The sequence below is a fragment of the Delftia sp. WSY_22 genome (genome assembly GCF_043104185.1).
Classification (GTDB): domain Bacteria; phylum Pseudomonadota; class Gammaproteobacteria; order Burkholderiales; family Burkholderiaceae_C; genus Comamonas; species Comamonas tsuruhatensis.
The window spans coordinates 603138-620976 of record NZ_JBICKN010000006.1; the positions used below are offsets into that span (position 1 = coordinate 603138).

Genomic DNA, 17839 nt, shown 5'->3' on the forward strand with positions numbered 1-17839 from the left:
TCAGTCCGGCTTCGTTGGGGAAAAACGTGGAAGCAGCAAGATGGCCTCCGCATTGGACGGTGAATAGCAGCGCTGGGCAGCCTCACGCCAATGATGCCAAGCAGATGCGGTATGTTCCCTCGGATTCAAGAACACAGGGGTGTAGGACGGAATCCGCAGCCCGAAAACCCTCTCGCGGTTGTGCCATACACCGGGCGCATAGCGGTGCTGCCAGGCAGGGTAGATGGTGTAGATGTTCTCCAGCGCCCAGTCCTGCAGCAGGCAGCCGGGCGCCTCGGCATCGATGCCGGTTTCTTCCCGCACCTCGCGCACCGCGGTCTCGCGCCAGGACTCGCCCTCATGGTCCTTGCTGCCCGTCACCGACTGCCAGAACTCCCCGCCCTCAGGCGCCGGTGCCGTGCGACGCATCAGCAGCACCTGCCCGTCATCACGGTAGATGACGACCAGCACCGACTCGGGGATCTTGTGGCCGGCCATGGCTGGCCTCAGCTCGTGCCCTGCCCGGCCTTGGTGGCCACCGGCGGTGGCAGCTCCTTGGCCTGCAGCGCGCGCACCTGGAAGACCAGCTGGTTGTGCGCATCCAGAAAGGCAGCGGCGATGACCTTGCCCTCGTTGGTATTGCTCCAGCCCGCGCCCGCAGCGCCCAGGCGGCCCAGCACCATGCCGCCCACGCCCAGATCGGTGGTGCGGGCTGCACCCGTGGCAGCGGCCACCTGCTCGGTGGTTTCGTTGTCCGACAGCAGCAGCGCGGTCTGCGCCTCCTTGAACTTGACCTGCTCGACCAGGCCGGCCAGCCCTGCAATGTCTCGCAGCACCGGGATCATGGCGACCACGCCGGCCAGCCCGCGGCCCGCGTCCTGCTCGCTGAAGGTCAGGCTGGGCGTCAGCGTGTACTGGGCCTCGTAGCCCCGGCCCTTGCGCACCGTGGAGTTCTCGCGCAGCACGCCGGAATTCTTCAGGTCCTGCTCCTGCACCGTGCCGCGCAGGCCCGCTCCCCGGTCCACCACGCGAAAGCACCCGCTTTGCTGGGCCAGCAGCTTGACCAGCGGAACGGGCGAGGCCGGCAGCTGATAGCCCGAGCCCATGACGTAGCCGTTGGGATTCTCGGCCAGGGCCAGCGTGGCCACGGGCGCATCGCAGCGCACGAGTTCGCGCGACCCGTTGTTCGCCCCCAGCGGCCCGGCAGAGCCCGTGATCTCCGAACCGCCCTGCCCCAGCTCGGTCTTCTTCTCGCCGCAACCGGACAGGCCCAGCCCTGCCGACACCGCCAACGCCAGCGCCACCGATGCAATGCCTTGAAAACGCATGAAAGCTCTCCGCAAAAAAGAAAAACGGCAGAAGCTGCGCCAGCTCCTGCCGTTCCTGTCAAGCCGTGAAGCCTGCTCCTCAGCCCTGCGTGGCCGCCAGCGGATTGCGCAGGCGGATGTGCAGCTCGCGCAGCTGCTTTTCGTCCACGGGCGAAGGTGCCTGCGTCAGCAGGTCCTGGGCGCGCTGGGTCTTGGGGAAGGCAATCACGTCGCGGATGGAGTCGGCGCCCGTCATCAGCGTGATCAGGCGGTCCAGGCCGAAGGCCAGGCCGCCGTGCGGGGGGGCGCCGTACTGCAGCGCGTCCAGCAGGTAGCCGAACTTGGCGCGTGCGTCTTCGGGCGAGATCTTGAGCGCGTCAAACACCTTGCTCTGCACGTCGGCGCGGTGGATACGCACCGAGCCGCCGCCCAGCTCCCAGCCGTTCAGGACCATGTCGTAGGCCTTGGCCAGGCAGTTGCCCGGATCGGTGACCATGAGTTCCTCGTGGCCGTCCTTGGGCGAGGTGAACGGGTGGTGCACGGCCGCCCAGCGGTCGTTTTCCTCGTCGTGCTCGAACATGGGGAAGTCCACCACCCACAGCGGCGCCCAGCGGTCCTCGAACAGGCCGTTGGCCTTGCCGAAATCGCTGTGGCCCACCTTCAGGCGCAGCGCGCCGATGGAGTCGTTGACGATCTTTTCCTTGTCGGCGCCGAAGAAGATGAGGTCGCCGTCCTGTGCACCCGTGCGCTTGAGGATTTCGGCAAGGGCCGCGTCATGCAGGTTCTTGACGATGGGCGACTGCAGGCCATCGCGGCCCTTGGCCACTTCGTTGACCTTGATCCAGGCCAGGCCCTTGGCGCCGTAGATCTTGACGAATTCGGTGTACTGGTCGATCTCGCCGCGCGAGATCTGCGAGCCGCCGGGCACGCGCAGTGCCACCACGCGGCCGCCCTTGGTCGTGGCGGGCGTGGAGAACACCTTGAAGTCCACGTCCTTCATGACCTCGGTCAGTTCGGTGAACTCGAGCTTGACGCGCAGGTCGGGCTTGTCCGAGCCGAAGCGGAAGGCCGCTTCCTGGTACGTCATCATCGGGAAGTCGCCCAGATCCACGTTCAGCTGGGTCTTGAAGACCTCGGTGATCATGCGCTGGAAGATGGCGCGGATTTCCTCTTCGCCCAGGAACGAGGTCTCGCAGTCGATCTGCGTGAACTCGGGCTGGCGGTCGGCGCGCAGGTCTTCGTCGCGGAAGCACTTGGTGATCTGGTAGTAGCGGTCGTAGCCGGCCACCATCAGCATCTGCTTGTACAGCTGGGGCGACTGCGGAAGAGCGAAGAACTCGCCGTCGTGCACGCGGCTGGGCACCAGGTAGTCGCGCGCGCCTTCGGGCGTGCTCTTGCCCAGCATGGGCGTTTCGATATCGATGAAGCCTTCCTTGTCCAGGAAGTTGCGCACCTGGATGGCCGTGCGGTAGCGCAGCATCATGTTGCGCTGCATGTAGGGGCGGCGCAGGTCCAGCACGCGGTTGGTCAGGCGCACGGTCTCGGACAGGTTCTCGTCGTCCAGCTGGAACGGCGGGGTGACCGAGGCGTTGAGCACGTTCAGCTCATGGCACAGCACTTCGATCTGGCCGCTCTTGAGCTTGTCGTTGGTCGTGCCTTCGGGACGTGCGCGCACCAGGCCCTTGACCTGCACGCAGAACTCGTTGCGCAGGCCTTCGGCGGTCTTGAACATCTCGGCGCGATCAGGATCGCAGACCACCTGCACATAGCCTTCGCGGTCGCGCAGGTCGATGAAGATCACACCGCCATGGTCGCGGCGACGGTTCACCCAGCCGCACAGGGTAACGGTTTCGCCCATCAGGGCTTCGGTCACGAGACCGCAGTAGTGGGAGCGCATGGCCATGATGAAAAGCTTCCTGCGCCCGGCAAGGGCGCGACAGTTTGTTATTTGGGTTCCGCGGGCACTGCGAGATCCGGTGGAGTCACCACGCCCATGGAAACAATGTACTTGAGCGCGGCATCCACGCTCATTTCCAGTTCGATGCAATCGCTCTTGCGAACGATGACGAAATAGCCGCCCGTCGGGTTGGGCGTGGTCGGCACGAAGACGCTCAGGTATTCGTCGCGCAGGTAGGCGGCAACCTCCCCGCTGGGCGAGCCAGTGACGAAGGCCACGGTCCAGACGCCTTCACGAGGCCACTGCACCAGCACGGCGGTGCGAAACGCATTGCCGCTGTCCGAGAACACGGTATCGGACACCTGCTTGACGCTGGAATAGATGGAGCGCACCACAGGAATGCGGCTGACCACCGCATCGCCCCAGGACACGAGCTTGCGGCCGATGAAGTTGCTGGCCGCCGCACCGACCACGAGCAGGATCAGCAGCGTCAGCACGACACCGAAGCCGGGGATATGGAAGCCCAGCAACCGATCCGGATGCCAGGCCTCGGGCAGGATGGTCAGCGTCTGGTCGAGCGTGCCGATGATCCAGTTGAGCACGCCCAGCGTGATCACCAGCGGAACGATCACCAGCAGGCCGGCGAACAGCCATTTGCGCAGAGCGGACATGAAATGCAAGCCTTGATCAATGGGCCGTTGCGGGCGCGGAGGCAGATGCAGGGGCCGCAGCGGGCGCGGACGCAGTTGCCGCTGGTGCGGCAGAAGTATCCGAGGCAGGAGCATCGGCTGCGGGAGCCGGTGCGGCGGCGCTCTTGCCACCGCTGTTCTTGAAGTCGGTCGCATACCAGCCCGAGCCCTTGAGCTGGAAGCCGGCAGCTGTCAGCTGCTTGGAGAAGGTCTCGGCCCCGCAGGCCGGACAGGTCGTCAGCGGGGCATCCGAGATTTTCCGCAGCACGTCCTTGGCATGACCGCAGGAGCCACACTTGTATGCATAAATAGGCATGGCGCTAATGCTAATACGAGGGAAGATGCAAAACTTTCGATTATAGGCATCCGTCCGATACTGCGGCTGTCTCAAGCCCAATGGCCCAGGCGGGGTAGGCCACAAGGCGCGCGTACAGGGCCGGCAACTGGTGGCCTCCAATGAGAAATGCCAGTCGCGGAGACTGGCATTCCATCAGGCCCGACCGCCCCCGCTGCCGGGGGCTTGCCGCATCCGTGCTCAGCGCCGTACCCGGCCTCGCTGCGTTCCCAGGCCCGCCAGCATGACGGCCAGGCCCATCAGCACCAGGGCAGGCACCCCGGTGGCGGGGACCGGCTCCGGCGCCAACGCGGCAGCAACCACCAACTCCTGGTCACGCGAATTGTTGGCCGGCTCCGGGTCCGTGGTTCCACTGACCGCCGTCACGGTGGCTGTGAGGCTGCCCTGCGTGGTGGGCGTGAAGCTCACCGTGCAGGCAATGCTTGCGCCAGAGGCCAGCGGCGTGCCTGTCGGCACCGCAGGCATGCATGAGGTGCTGGCATCTGCCGGCAGCCCTGCGATGGAACAATTGGCAAAGGCCGCCGCATTGGGGCCGGCATTCGTGCAGACGAAAGAGCCCTTCACGGGAACACCCACGTTGGCGGTGGCCGGCAGCGTGACGCTGGTGGCCTGCATGTCGGCCCGCTCCACGGGATTGAAGGGGTGTGCCTTGGTGTTGTTGGCCGGCACCGGATCCACGGTGCTGCTGCTCGCCGTCACCAAGGCCGCGATGGTGCCCGTTGTGGTGGGCGTGAACTGCACCGTGCAGGCAATGCTGCCGCCCGATGCCAATGGCGAGGCCGTGGGAACGCTGGGTGTGCAGGACGTGGTCGCCCCGGCGGGCAGGCCGGAGATCACGCACGAGGCCGCCGTGGCCTCACTGGGGCCGGCATTGGTGCAGCTGAAGCTGCCGGATACTGGTGCGCCCACCGTCATGGTCGTGGGAAGCGTGATGGAGGTGGCCTGCATGTCGGCCCGCTCCCCGACGCTGTAGGAGCGCGAGGTCGTATTGTTGGCAGGCATCGGATCCGGCGTGCCGCTGCCGGCAGTGACCAGGGCCGTGAATATTCCGCCCGCTGTGGGTGTGAAGGCCACCGTGCAGTCAATGACGGAGCCCGAAGCCAGCGGCGATCCTGTGGGAACGCTGGGTGTGCAGGACGTGGTCGCCCCGGCGGGCAGGCCGGAGATCACGCACGAGGCCGCCGTGGCATCACTGGGACCGGCATTGGTGCAGCTGAAGCTGCCGGATACTGGTGCGCCCACCGTCATGGCCGTGGGAAGCGTGATGGAGGTGGCCTGCATGTCTGCCGTTGGCTCAACCGCCAGCACAACCAGTGTGGCCGGCTGGTTCAGGCCGATCAGGGAGAGGTTGGAAGGACCGTTGGTGAAGCTGCCTGTCGCGGTCGGACGCACGTCGAGGCTCACCTCGCAAAAGGCGGCGCCCTGGGGCAGGTCTCCGTTGGACACAGTCACGGTACTACCACCTGCTGCTGCCTGCACGTTCGTGCCGGGGCAGGTGGTGCTGGCATTGCCCTCGACAACCAGTCCTGCAGGCAGGTTGTCGGTAAACGACCAGCCTTGCTTGCGCAGCAGATCGGTCGTATTGGTGATGGTCATGGTCAACCGGGAGACCTGCCCGAGTTGGATGTTGGCAGGCGAGAAGTCCTTGTCCAGCTGCGGCGTCACGTCGATGATCTGCGCGTTGTCGATCGACGAATCGTTGCCCATGGAGCTGGTCTGTTCATTGCGGAGAACAAACCCGACAGAGTTCCCGCTGAAGAGCAGGGCTCCGGGAGAGGTAACTGTCTGGGCCTTGGCCGTTTGGATGATCCCAATACCGATAGGTATCGTATTGAACGACACACCATCCACGCATGGGTCGACAGCGTTCATGGAGATGGGCAGTTCCGCATTAGCGTCATTGACAAGAGAAAAACGCAGCAACGGAGCGACGAATCCTGACGAGCAGAAGTTCGCCACCACATCGGCACGGGCCGTGAGGAACCTGCTGTCGGAACTTTGCGGAATATTGGCCTTGGTGCGAAAGGCAATTGCGCCAGCAGGATAGGTCCCATTCGCTGTAAGCATCGCCATGACGTGATTTTTGACCGCATCCGCCGCACTCTGGCCCTGATAGCGCCCTGCGACCTCCGCCATCTGCTGCAGGCTGTTCCAATTGCCTTGTGAACCGCAGGCCGCACTCATCGTCGCCGAAGTTGGATCCTGGTTGAAGGACGTGACTATGCCATTGCACTGGTTGGCACTCATCTGGTACAGCGAGTCGGCGGTATACATCTGCCCCGCAGGGGCCGCGCCCTGGTAGGCCAGCAGATCCCGCCCCTCCGTGTCGATGGGGGGTGTCTGCGAGTTTTCGAAATCCTCGCTCCAGACAATGACCGGCGCGACCGGGATCCTCGGTGCAGCCATTGCCACCTGGCCGCACAGGGCTGGCACAAGCAAGGCGCCTCCAAGCCCTCCCCATCGCAATCGGACGCCGGCAGCAGTCCGCAGCCTCAGCCGGCAAGTCTTCGCAATCAGTTCCAGTGTTCTCATGACAGTGCTTCCTCCCAAGCGTTTGATTTCGGAGGTCCGCCGTACTGTCAGGATCTGTGCTTCATACCGCACATGTCAGCATCTTGGGACCTCCATGATCCCAAGCGCCAACTTTATAGAAAATAACTATCGATAATTGTGATCAATTGTTTTCCAGGTCACATTCAGGCATGCGTTTACCTTTCGGGCCTGAACTCAAGAATGTCTGCGCTGCGATTGGCCAGCCACTGGGGTGCCAGTGACCCGGCCAACATCCCCGTCACAGCCGCCAGCAGTCCCGCCAATTGCTGCGGAAATGCCTCGTGCAAAGCCGGCGTGGCCATGAAGACCACCCACACGCCAATGCCCAGTGCCACGGCGCAAATGGCGCCCTGCGTGGTGGCGCGCTTCCAGTACAGCCCGAAGACCAGGGGTACGAAAGCACCGACCAGCGGCACCTGGTAGGCGCTGGAGACCAACTCATAGATGGGCGTTCCTTCCATCTTGATCGAGTAGGCCAGCACGCAGATGCTGAAGACGAGCACGCTGATGCGCATGGCCAGCAGCATTTCCCGGTCGCTGGCCTGGGTGCGGAACTGGCGCCAGATGTTCTCGGTGAAAGTCACGCTGGGTGCCAGCAACGTGGCCGAGGCACAGGACTTGATGGCCGACAGCAGCGCGCCGAAGAACAGCACCTGCATGACGAAGGGCATCTTGTCCATGACCAGGGTGGGCAACACCTTCTGCGGGTCCTGCCCGAGCAGTTCCGCCGCCTCCTGCGGCATGATGATCAGCGCGCTGGTCACCAGGAACATGGGCACGAAGGCAAAGAAGATATAGGCCGTGCCGCCGATGACGGTACCGCGCGTGGCGGCCTTTTCGCTGTTGGCCGACATCACGCGCTGGAACACGTCCTGCTGGGGGATGGAGCCCAGCATCATGGTGATGGCCGCGCCAAAGAAGAAGAGGATGTCATGCCAGCTGGGTTCGGGCCAGAACTGGAACAGGTCGCGGCTCACGGCCAGGTCGATGACCTTGTCGGCACCACCGGCCATGTCGCCCGCAAACCAGGCCAGTACCACGAGTCCGACCACGAGGATGATCATCTGCAGGAAATCGGTCACGGCCACCGACCACATGCCGCCGAACAGCGTGTAGGCCAGGATGGACACCACGCCGATGGCCATGCCCACGGGAATGCTGACCGTACCGCCCGACAGCAGGTTGAAAACCAGGCCCAGCGCCGTGACCTGGGCCGAGACCCAACCCAGGTAGCTGAGCATGATGATCAGCGAGCAGACGATCTCGATGGAGCGCCCATAGCGGTGGCGGTAGTAGTCGCTGATGGTCAGCAGCGTCATGCGGTACAGCTTGCCCGCGAAGAACAGGCCCACCAGGATCAGGCACATGCCCGCGCCGAACGGGTCCTCGACCACGCCGCGCAGGCCGCCCTCGATGAACTTGGCGGGCACGCCCAGCACGATCTCCGAGCCGAACCACGTGGCAAACGTGGTGGTGATGATCATGTACATGGGCAGATGGCGCCCGGCAATTGCAAAGTCGGCCGTGTTCTTGACCCGCCTGGCCGCCCACAGGCCAATGGCTATGGTCACGAACAGGTAGGCGATCACCATTGAGAGCAGCACGCTGGCACTCCTGATTCAAAGTGGGAAAAGTCAGAGGGCTTGAAACCCGTCGGTGTTCTCAGTACCAGCGCAGGCGCACCACCAGTTGCAGCAGGATCAGCGCGATCACAAAGCCTATGCCCGCGCTGACGATGGCCTGAAGCAGGCGGTTGGTGAGCTTTTGCTGCTGCAGCAGTTCCTTGAGCAGTTCGTCGTGCTCGCCGGAGTTGCGCGTGAGCCGGCGATGGATCAGGCGCGGCAGCTCGGGAATGAGCTTGGCGTAGCGCGGCGCCTCGGCCTGCAGCTCGCGCCACAGCCGCTGCGGGCCCATCTGGTCCAGCATCCATTTTTCGAGGAAGGGCTTGGCGGTGCTCCACAGGTCCAGATTGGGGTCCAGCTGGCGGCCCAGGCCTTCGATGTTGAGCAGCGTCTTTTGCAGCAGCACCAGCTGCGGCTGGATCTCGACATGGAAGCGGCGCGAGGTCTGGAACAGGCGCATCAGCACCATGCCCAGCGAGATCTCTGCCAACGGACGGTCGAAATACGGCTCGCACACCGCGCGGATGGCGGCTTCCAGCTCGTCCACGCGCGTGCTCGGCGGCACCCAGCCGCTTTCGATGTGCAGCTCGGCAACGCGCTTGTAGTCGCGGCGGAAGAACGCCGTGAAGTTCTGCGCCAGGTATTCCTTGTCGTACTCGGTCAGCGTGCCGACGATGCCGAAGTCCAGCGAGATATAGCGCCCGAAGGTCTCGGGCTCCAGGCTGACCATGATGTTGCCCGGGTGCATGTCGGCGTGAAAGAAACCGTCGCGGAACACCTGAGTGAAGAAGATGGTCACGCCGTCGCGTGCGAGCTTGGGGATGTCGACCCCGGCCTCGCGCAGGCGCTCGACCTGGCTGATGGGCACGCCCTTCATGCGCTGCATGACCATCACGTCGTTGCGGCAGAAATCCCAGTACACCTCGGGGATCAGCACCAGGTCCAGGCCTTCCATGTTGCGGCGCAGCTGCGCGGCGTTGGAGGCTTCGCGGATCAGGTCCAGCTCGTCGTGCAGGTAGTTGTCGAATTCGGCCACGACCTGGCGGGGCTTGAGGCGCTTGCCGTCGGCCGACAGGCGCTCGACCCAGCGCGCCATCATGTGCATGAGCGCCAGGTCCTTGTCGATCACGGCCTTCATGCCCGGGCGCAGCACCTTGACGGCCACATCGCGCTGCACGCCGTTGCGGTCGCTGATCACGGCAAAGTGCACCTGCGCGATGGAGGCACTGGCCACCGGCTCGCGCTCGAAGCTCACGAAGATCTGGCCCAGCTTCTTGCGGAAGGCACGCTCTATGGTGTCCACCGCAATCTGCGAATCGAAGGGCGGCACGCGGTCCTGCAACCGGGCCAGCTCCTCGGCCACGTCGGGCGGCATCAGGTCGCTGCGCGTGGACAGCACCTGACCGAACTTCACGAAGATGGGGCCCAGCTCCTCCAGCGCCTCGCGCAGGCGCTGGCCGCGCGGCTTGTCCAGCCGGCGGCCCAGGGTGAGCACCGCGCGTGCGCGGCGCATCCAGGGATGCTCGAAGCTCGACAGCACCAGCTCGTCGAGTCCGTAGCGGAACACCACCCAGAGGATGGTCAGCCCGCGAAGAAACCGGCTCATGGCTTGTCGTTCTCGAAACCGGGCAGGGACACCACGGGGGAACCAACGGGCGCGCTGGCGGGCGCTGCCGAACGTGCGGCTTCAGGGGCGGGGGCATCGGCATCGGGCTTGCCGGCCATGCGGGCGCCCACGAACTGGCGCAGTGCCTGGGCAGCGCTGCGGGCCACCTTGGCCACGGTGTGCGCGGGCGCATCGCCGATGATGCGGGCGAGGTCTTCCTCCACATCCCATTCGACGTGGTCCACCAGCCAGTTGATGTCGGCGGCCAGTTGCACGTCGCCTTCGATGCGGATGGAGGGCTTGTCGCCGCGCAGGGCCACCTGGGCCAGGGCCAGTGCGGAGGTCTCGGTCACTTCGAGCAGCAGATCGGGCTGCGCGTCTTCAGGCGCCACGTTGAACAGGCCGGCCGGCGTGATCTGCAGGGCCATGGAGTAGCCGCGCCACTGCACGCGCGCCACGCGGCCCTTTTGCCGCACCAGGCGCTCGGTGGCCTCCTTTTCCTGCATCAGCACATGGTTGAGGAACAGCACGATGCGCTGATGCACCTCGCTGACCAGCCATTGCGGCGGTTGCGGGCCGGCCATCACGCGTTCCATGAGGCCGTTCAGGAAAGAAAAAGGGGACTGTGTTGCCATAGTCCCCGATTATTCCCGAAGTGAGAGGAATTACTGCAATGCCTGGACTCCGGCGACCAGCCATCCGCTGCTGCCGCTCTTGGGCTTGGTCATGTTCCAGACTTCGCGGAAGGGTGTGGGACCTGCCGAGGCGTCTTCGCGGATCATGCCCGAGAATTCCACGCTGGCCATGTAGTCATTGCCCAGGTCCTCGATGCCCAGCAGCTGGGCGTCGATCATGACCACGTCGGTCTGGTTGGGCTGGCCGGGACGCTGGGCCTCGCGTTCGCTGAGCTGGCCACGGATCTCGGTCAGCATCTCGTCGGTCATCATGGCGCGCAGCGACGCGATGTCGGAGCGGTCCCAGGCCGATTGCAGCGTGACGAAGTTGCGCTTGGCAGCGGTGAGGAAGCCCTCGGTATCGAAGCCTTCAGGCACACCCCAGTTCTGCGAGCCTGCCAGGGCCGAGCCGATCTGCACGCCGGAGCCCGAGCCTGCAGCCAGGGCGGCCGGCTGATGGTTCTGCTCCCAGGGACGGGCCGATGCGTCGTTGCCGACCTTCTCGGGGTTGTACTGGCGTGCCAGCGGTGCGCTGTCCACGTTGCCACCGATATTGCCGGCACCGGCAGGCGCTGCGTTCTGGAAGGCAAAGGGGCTGGACGATGCCTGCTGCGCGCCAGCCGCTGCACGGCGCGAACGCATGACCATACCCACCACCACCATGATGACCAGGGCCAGCAGGCCGATCAGCAGGAACTGGCCGAAGGCGGCGCCCAGGCCCAACGAGCTCGCCAGCCAGGCCAGGCCCAGGCCAGCGGCCAGGCCGCCAAGCATGGCGCCCCAGGGCTTCTTGGCGGGAGCAGCTGCCGGTGCAGTGGCCGGCTTGCCTGCAGCGTTCTGTGTGGCGGCGTTCTGCGGCGGCGTGTTCTGTGTCGGCGCGCGCGCGGCTTCACGCTGCGTCACGTTGCTCGACTGCTTGCCCACCGATCCGCCACCGCCCATGCGCTTGGCGTCGGCCGTGCCGTGGACCACCACCAGCATCGCAACCAAGACCATAGACCATAGCTTTTTCATGTCATCTCCTCGAATAATCGTGTTGCCGTCACCTCACCGAGCACCTCACGCGCTCAGCACTTGATTCCCACATGCAGCGCGGCAATGCCGCCCGTCATGTTGTGATAGTCCACATGGCCGAAGCCGCATTCCTGCATCAGGCGCTTGAGATCTTCCTGGCCGGGGTGCATGCGGATGGACTCGGCCAGATAGCGGTAGCTGGCGTCATCGCCCGCCACGAGCTTGCCCATGGCCGGAAGAATCTTGAAGGAGTACCAGTCGTAGGCTTTCTCCAGGGGCTTGGCCACCTTGGAGAATTCCAGCACCAGCAGCTTGCCGCCGGGGCGCAGGACGCGGTTCATTTCCTTGAGCGCCGCATCCTTGTGCGTCATGTTGCGCAGGCCGAAGGCCACGCTGACCAGATCGAAATGGTTGTCCGGAAACGGCAGGGCCTCGGCATCGCAGACCATGGTGGGCAGGATCACGCCCTTGTTGATCAGCCGGTCCCGGCCTACGCGCAGCATGGCTTCGTTGATGTCGGTGTGCACCACCTGGCCGGTGGAGCCGACCTTCTTGGCGAAGGCCAGGGCCAGATCGCCCGTGCCGCCCGCGATGTCCAGCGCCTTGTCGCCTTCCTTGAGATTGGCCACCATCACCGTATAGGCCTTCCAGGCACGGTGCAGACCACCCGACATCAGGTCGTTCATGACGTCGTAGCGCGAAGCGACCGAGTCGAACACGCCGCGCACGCGGCTGGCCTTCTCGCGCTCGTCCACCGACTGGAATCCGAAATGTGTGGTGCTCATAACAACGATGCTAAGCAAGCAGTAGTAATGCGTACAGCGACAACCCCGTGTGGCCACGGGCTTTGCCGGGCAAGGGTTATCAAGAACAAACAGCTTGAAACGCCTTCAAACAAAGACTTTCAAGCTATTTTTAATATAGCACCACCCCCAATAACCCTGTGCTGTGCAAAGGTCCTGAATGTGGCGCTGTGGGAACGGCGCGGCAGACGCCGCGCCCCTGCCCCTGCGTGCGTACTGCGTCAGTGGCTGCCGCAGCCGTGCCCGCCGCCGCCGGCCTTGCCGGGCATGGGCGTGTCGCGGTCCATGCCGGACTCCTGTAGCCGGTCCAGGTACCGCGCCCAGAACTCGTCCTGGCGGCGACCCAGTTCGTAGAGGTATTCCCAGGTGTACAGGCCGCTTTCATGCCCGTCGCTGAAGAAGGGCTTGATGGCGTAGTTGCCCACGGGCTCGATGGCCGTGATGGCCACGTCGCGCTTGCCGGTCTGCAGCACTTCCTGGCCCGGGCCATGGCCTTGCACCTCGGCCGAGGGGGAGTACACGCGCAGCAGCTCGAAGGGAATGCGAAAGCTTGCGCCATCGGAATAGGCCACTTCCAGCACGCGCGATGCGCCGTGCACGGTCAGGGCTTCGGGAGTTGGGGTGTCAGGGGTCAGGCCGGCCATGCGGTGCTCCTCATTCAGTGGCGGGGTGCTGCTGCCAGGCATCCAATGCCTGCGACAGCGCCGTTTCTATGGCTGGCAAGCGCGCTGCCACCTCGGCCTCGCGCTCGCCATTGCGCGGGCGCTGGGCAGCAGCCCAGACCGAGCCCGGGAAATGGCTGTCCCATTCGAAGCGCGCAACCACATGCCAGTGCAGGTGCGGCACCATGTTGCCCAGCGCCGCCAGGTTGATCTTGGCCGGCGCAAGGCGCTCACGCAAGACGCGCTCGACCACGACCACGGCATCCATGCAGTGCTGGCGGTCGGCGGCATCCAGGTCGGAGAACTCGGCCACATGCGCATTCCAGACCACGCGGTAGAAGGCCGGGAAGCCCTCTTCCTGGGCGCGGATCACTCGCAGGCGCCGGCCGCGCCAGACGGGCAGGCCGCCTTCTGTGGCGCACAGGGGGCAGGAAGCGGAAGCAGCCATCAGACCAGAACCCGTTCGATGCCGCCGGCGTTGGCGCGCTGAACATATTCGGCCATCCAGTTCTCGCCCAGGATCTGGCGCGCCATCTCGACCACGATGTAGTCGGCCTCCAGCAGGCCGTTGTTCATGTCGCCGCCGTAGCGCGACAGGCCCTGCAGGCAGCTGGGGCAGCTGGTGAGGATCTTCACGTTGTCCTTCTCGGCCAGGGCGCCGCTGGCGCGCAGCGCGGCCTCGCCCTTTTTGAGTTCCTCTTCCTTGCGGAAGCGGATCTGCGTGGAGATGTCGGGGCGCGTGACGCCCAGCGTGCCCGATTCGCCGCAGCAGCGCTCGCTCTTGATCACGCCATCGCCGACCAAGGCCTTGACGGTTTTCATGGGGTCCTGCAGCTTCATGGGCGAGTGGCAGGGGTCGTGGTAGAGGTAGCCCTCCTTGCCCTGCAGCGTCACGCCCTTTTCCAGCAGGTACTCGTGGATGTCGATGATGCGGCTGCCCGGGAAAATCTTGCCGAACTCGTAGCCCTGCAATTGGTCGTAGCAGGTGCCGCAGCTGACCACCACGGTCTTGATGTCCAGGTAGTTGAGCGTGGTGGCGACGCGGTGGAAGAGCACGCGGTTGTCCGTGATCATCTTCTCGGCCTTGTCGAACTGGCCGCTGCCGCGCTGGGGATAGCCGCAGCACAGGTAGCCCGGTGGCAGCACGGTCTGCACGCCGGCATGCCAGAGCATGGCCTGGGTGGCCAGGCCCACCTGGCTGAACAGGCGCTCGGAGCCGCAGCCGGGGAAGTAGAACACCGCCTCGGTGTCCGCGTTCGTGGTCTGCGGGCTGCGGATGATGGGCACGTAGTCCTTGTCCTCGATGTCCAGCAGGGCACGCGCCGTCTTGTTGGGCAGGCCGCCCGGCAGCTTCTTGTTGACGAAGTGGATCACCTGCTCCTTGAGCGGCGCACGCCCCACCGAGGCCGGCGGATGCTGGGTCTGCTTCCTGGCCAGGCTGTGGAGCACGTCGGAGGCCAGGCGCTGGGCCTTGAAGCCCACGCCGACCATGGCCGAGCGCATGAACTTGATGGTGTCCGGATTGGTGGCGTTGAGCATGGCCATGGCCAGCTTGTTGCCGGGCCGGAAGCTCTTCTTGTCCATCTTGCGCAGCAGATTGCGCATGTTCATGGTCACGTCGCCGAAGTCGATCTTCACCGGGCAGGGGTTGAAGCACTTGTGGCAGACCGTGCAGTGGTCCGACACGTCCTCGAACTCCTGCCAGTGGCGCAGCGACACGCCGCGGCGCGTCTGCTCCTCGTACAGAAAGGCTTCGACCAGCAGCGAGGTCGCCAGGATCTTGTTGCGCGGGCTGTACAGCAGGTTGGCGCGCGGCACATGGGTGGCGCACACGGGCTTGCACTTGCCGCAGCGCAGGCAGTCCTTGACCGAGTCGGCAATGGCGCCAATGTCGCTTTGCTGCATGATCAGCGACTCGTGCCCCATCAGGCCGAAGCTGGGCGTGTAGGCGTTGGTCAGGTCGGCGAACATCAGCGATTCGCGCGGCGAGCGGCCGTCATGACTCTGGCCCACCACGGCCTGCAGCTTCTCGTTGCGGATCAGCTTGCCCTTGTTGAAGCGGCCTTCGGGGTCCACGCGCTGCTTGTAGGCGGCAAAGGGCGCCAGTTCGTCGTCGCTGAGGAATTCCAGCTTGGTGATGCCGATGCCGTGCTCGCCCGAGATCACCCCGTCCAGATGGCGGGCCAGCACCATGATGCGCGCCACGGCCTCATGGGCGGTCTGCAGCATCTCGTAGTCGTCGCTGTTGACCGGAATGTTGGTGTGCACGTTGCCGTCGCCGGCGTGCATGTGCAGCGCCACCCAGACACGGCCCTTGAGCACGCGCTGGTGAATGGCGTTGACTTCGGCCAGCAGCGGCTGGAAGGCCGCGCCCGCGAAGATCTGGGCCATGGGCGCCTTCAGCTGGGTCTTCCAGCTCGCGCGCAGCGTGTGATCCTGCAGTTGCTGGAAGAGGTTTTCCACGTTGTCCAGCCAGCCCTGCCACAGCGTGCGCACGTCGGCCACCAGGGCCAGGGCCTGCTGCACGCGGTCCTCCAGCAGTTCGGCCGAAGGGATGTCGCCCGCATCGTCCTGCTTGCCCAGGGGCAGGTCGCCGTGCTGGAAGAAGTCCGTCAACGCGTCGCACAGCTTGAGCTTGTTGCGCAGCGACAGCTCGATGTTGATGCGCTCGATGCCGTCCGTGTACTCCCACATGCGGGGCAGCGGGATCACCACGTCTTCGTTGATCTTGAAGGCGTTGGTGTGGCGCGAGATGGCGGCCGTGCGCTTGCGGTCCAGCCAGAATTTCTTGCGCGCCTCGGCGCTGACGGCGGTGAAGCCCTCACCGTTGCGCGAGTTGGCGATGCGCACCACCTCGGCGGCCACGCGGGCCACATCGTCGGCGTTGTCGCCGGCAATGTCGCCCAGCAGCACCATCTTGGGCAGATGGCCGTTGCCCTTCTTGCTCTTGGTGGCGTAGCCCACGGCCTTCAGGTAGCGGTCGTCCAGGTGCTCCAGGCCGGCCAGCAGCACGCCCGAGCGCTTTTGCTCGGCGAACATGAAGTCCTTGATCTCGACGATACTGGGCACGGCGTCCTTGGCGTTGCCGAAGAACTCCATGCAGACCGTGCGCGTGTGCTCGGGCATGCGGTGCACCACCCAGCGCGCGCTGGTGATCAGGCCGTCGCAGCCTTCCTTCTGGATGCCGGGCAGGCCCGACAGGAACTTGTCGGTCACGTCCTTGCCCAGGCCTTCCTTGCGGAATTTCTGGCCGGGAATGTCCAGCCGCTCGCTGCGGATGGGGGTCTTGCCGTCGGCCTCGAAGTACTGCAGCTCGAAGCTGGCCATCTCGGCGTCATGGATCTTGCCGAGGTTGTGGCCCACGCGCGTGACTTCCAGCCACTGCGCATCGGGCGTGACCATGCGCCAGGACACCAGGTTGTCCAGCGCCGTGCCCCAGAGCACGGCCTTTTTGCCGCCCGCATTCATGGCGACGTTGCCGCCGATGCACGAGGCCTCGGCCGATGTGGGGTCCACGGCGAAGACGAAGCCCGCGCGCTCGGCCGCATCGGCCACGCGCTGCGTGACCACTCCGGCCTCGGTGAAGATGGTGGGCACCTCGTGGTCCACGCCGGGGATGCGGCGCATCTCCACCTCCGTCATGGCCTCGAGCTTTTCGGTGTTGATCACCACGCTGCGCCAGGTCAGCGGGATCGCGCCGCCCGTGTAGCCCGTGCCGCCGCCGCGCGGAATGATGGTCAGGCGCAGCTCGATGCAGGCACGCACCAGGGCGGCCATCTCGGCTTCGGTATCGGGGGTGAGCACGACGAAGGGGTACTCGACGCGCCAGTCGGTGGCGTCCGTCACATGGGCCACGCGCGACAGGCCGTCGAACTTGATGTTGTCCTTGGCCGTGTGGCGGCCCAGGCTCTTTTGCACCCGGCGGCGCAGTTGCTCGGCCTCGACGAAGGTGGCGTTGAACTCATGCACGGCGCGGCGCGCCGCATCCACCAGCTGGCCCACCAGCGCATCGCGCACGGGGTCCTGCTGCGGAGCACGGCGCTTGTCGATCTCGCCCAGGCGGTGCTCCAGTGCTTCCACCAGCGCCTTGCGGCGATCGGGGCTGTGCAGCAGGTCGTCCTGCAGGTAGGGATTGCGCTGGACGACCCAGATGTCCCCCAGCACCTCGTAGAGCATGCGGGCGGAGCGGCCCGTGCGCCGCTCCTGGCGCAGCTGGTTGAGCACATCCCACATGGAAGTACCCAGCAGGCGGATCACGATCTCGCGATCGGAAAACGAGGTGTAGTTGTAGGGAATCTCTCGCAGACGTGCAGGTTCGGCTGCCTGTGCCTGCAGGGCCGCCAACGCAATCGGTACATTCATGGGGGTAGACCGTGTCTGGCGCTCTAGGGGCGCCGCTAAGCCAAGTGGGAGCGCAATTTTAAGCGAGCCCCTCGAAGGCCCGCTTCCTACGGGGCTCTGGGCGGCTCGCCGTCTTGCCCTGAGACGCCAGCCCTCGCCAACACCACGGGGCAGACACGCCCCGGCGAACCGGCCTTATACAGAAAGAGCACAAACGAGCCAATACGAACAACCCGTGCTTTTGAAACGAAATGGTATTGACCTAAAATAGCGCCGCTTCGCGTGTCATTTTTTGTCACACGACTGACATACGGGACCAGCGGCTCACCGGGTTTGG

At 65.0% G+C, this 17839-nt stretch carries 14 protein-coding genes; all 14 read right to left on the minus strand.

Features of this window, described 5'->3' with window-relative positions; all coding sequences use genetic code 11:
- Positions 1–477 carry a dihydroneopterin triphosphate diphosphatase gene (gene nudB / locus ACF8NF_RS03340; RefSeq protein WP_250438420.1) on the minus strand — a complete coding sequence of 159 codons (477 nt, stop codon included), beginning with the start codon at positions 475–477 and terminating at the stop codon, positions 1–3.
- Between the two features lie 8 nt (positions 478–485).
- Entirely contained in the window at positions 486–1307 is an 822-nt protein-coding gene (locus ACF8NF_RS03345) for a CsgG/HfaB family protein (protein WP_392450044.1), read from the minus strand.
- Positions 1308–1386: 79 nt separating this feature from the next.
- Positions 1387–3189: an aspartate--tRNA ligase gene (gene aspS / locus ACF8NF_RS03350; protein ID WP_392450046.1), complete on the minus strand. Its 1803-nt coding sequence runs from the start codon at positions 3187–3189 to the stop codon at positions 1387–1389.
- Between the two features lie 41 nt (positions 3190–3230).
- On the minus strand, positions 3231–3854 hold the full coding sequence (locus ACF8NF_RS03355; RefSeq protein ID WP_016445678.1) for a DUF502 domain-containing protein: 624 nt from the start codon (positions 3852–3854) through the stop codon (positions 3231–3233).
- A gap of 16 nt (positions 3855–3870) precedes the next feature.
- On the minus strand, positions 3871–4188 hold the full coding sequence (locus ACF8NF_RS03360; protein ID WP_016445677.1) for an FmdB family zinc ribbon protein: 318 nt from the start codon (positions 4186–4188) through the stop codon (positions 3871–3873).
- A gap of 219 nt (positions 4189–4407) precedes the next feature.
- On the minus strand, positions 4408–6759 hold the full coding sequence (locus ACF8NF_RS03365) for a hypothetical protein (RefSeq protein ID WP_392450047.1): 2352 nt from the start codon (positions 6757–6759) through the stop codon (positions 4408–4410).
- Between the two features lie 176 nt (positions 6760–6935).
- Positions 6936–8384 (minus strand): sodium:solute symporter family protein, encoded by a 1449-nt coding sequence (locus tag ACF8NF_RS03370; RefSeq protein ID WP_016445675.1) that lies wholly within the window; start codon positions 8382–8384, stop codon positions 6936–6938.
- A gap of 58 nt (positions 8385–8442) precedes the next feature.
- Entirely contained in the window at positions 8443–10008 is a 1566-nt protein-coding gene (gene ubiB / locus ACF8NF_RS03375; protein WP_392450048.1) for a ubiquinone biosynthesis regulatory protein kinase UbiB, read from the minus strand.
- Positions 10005–10643, minus strand: coding sequence for an SCP2 domain-containing protein (locus tag ACF8NF_RS03380; RefSeq protein WP_026062830.1), 639 nt, complete (start codon positions 10641–10643; stop codon positions 10005–10007). The genes ubiB and ACF8NF_RS03380 overlap by 4 nt, the downstream gene beginning before the upstream one ends.
- Before the next feature lie 30 nt (positions 10644–10673).
- Positions 10674–11696, minus strand: coding sequence for a Tim44 domain-containing protein (locus tag ACF8NF_RS03385; RefSeq protein ID WP_016445672.1), 1023 nt, complete (start codon positions 11694–11696; stop codon positions 10674–10676).
- A gap of 53 nt (positions 11697–11749) precedes the next feature.
- Complete coding sequence (ubiE, locus tag ACF8NF_RS03390; protein ID WP_012207259.1) at positions 11750–12481, minus strand: bifunctional demethylmenaquinone methyltransferase/2-methoxy-6-polyprenyl-1,4-benzoquinol methylase UbiE; 732 nt, start codon at positions 12479–12481, stop codon at positions 11750–11752.
- A gap of 239 nt (positions 12482–12720) precedes the next feature.
- Positions 12721–13143, minus strand: a complete 423-nt coding sequence (locus ACF8NF_RS03395) for a gamma-butyrobetaine hydroxylase-like domain-containing protein (protein ID WP_392450050.1) — start codon at positions 13141–13143, stop codon at positions 12721–12723.
- Positions 13144–13153: 10 nt separating this feature from the next.
- Entirely contained in the window at positions 13154–13609 is a 456-nt protein-coding gene (locus ACF8NF_RS03400; RefSeq protein WP_016445669.1) for an HIT family protein, read from the minus strand.
- Positions 13609–17523 carry a DUF3683 domain-containing protein gene (locus ACF8NF_RS03405; protein WP_016445668.1) on the minus strand — a complete coding sequence of 1305 codons (3915 nt, stop codon included), beginning with the start codon at positions 17521–17523 and terminating at the stop codon, positions 13609–13611. Before ACF8NF_RS03405 ends, ACF8NF_RS03400 begins: the two co-directional genes overlap by 1 nt.
- Between the last annotated feature and the right edge of the window lie 316 nt (positions 17524–17839).

Bases quoted from the DNA above. Each gene is read 5' to 3' on its own strand.
- ubiE (WP_012207259.1), bottom strand. From the start codon at position 12,481: ATGAGCACCACACATTTCGGATTCCAGTCGGTGGACGAGCGCGAGAAG.
- ACF8NF_RS03365 (WP_392450047.1), bottom strand. From the start codon at position 6,759: ATGAGAACACTGGAACTGATTGCGAAGACTTGCCGGCTGAGGCTGCGG.
- ACF8NF_RS03355 (WP_016445678.1), bottom strand. From the start codon at position 3,854: ATGTCCGCTCTGCGCAAATGGCTGTTCGCCGGCCTGCTGGTGATCGTT.
- ACF8NF_RS03400 (WP_016445669.1), bottom strand. From the start codon at position 13,609: ATGGCTGCTTCCGCTTCCTGCCCCCTGTGCGCCACAGAAGGCGGCCTG.
- ACF8NF_RS03380 (WP_026062830.1), bottom strand. From the start codon at position 10,643: ATGGCAACACAGTCCCCTTTTTCTTTCCTGAACGGCCTCATGGAACGC.
- aspS (WP_392450046.1), bottom strand. From the start codon at position 3,189: ATGGCCATGCGCTCCCACTACTGCGGTCTCGTGACCGAAGCCCTGATG.
- ubiB (WP_392450048.1), bottom strand. From the start codon at position 10,008: ATGAGCCGGTTTCTTCGCGGGCTGACCATCCTCTGGGTGGTGTTCCGC.
- ACF8NF_RS03385 (WP_016445672.1), bottom strand. From the start codon at position 11,696: ATGAAAAAGCTATGGTCTATGGTCTTGGTTGCGATGCTGGTGGTGGTC.
- ACF8NF_RS03405 (WP_016445668.1), bottom strand. From the start codon at position 17,523: ATGAATGTACCGATTGCGTTGGCGGCCCTGCAGGCACAGGCAGCCGAA.
- ACF8NF_RS03395 (WP_392450050.1), bottom strand. From the start codon at position 13,143: ATGGCCGGCCTGACCCCTGACACCCCAACTCCCGAAGCCCTGACCGTG.
- nudB (WP_250438420.1), bottom strand. From the start codon at position 477: ATGGCCGGCCACAAGATCCCCGAGTCGGTGCTGGTCGTCATCTACCGT.
- ACF8NF_RS03360 (WP_016445677.1), bottom strand. From the start codon at position 4,188: ATGCCTATTTATGCATACAAGTGTGGCTCCTGCGGTCATGCCAAGGAC.
- ACF8NF_RS03345 (WP_392450044.1), bottom strand. From the start codon at position 1,307: ATGCGTTTTCAAGGCATTGCATCGGTGGCGCTGGCGTTGGCGGTGTCG.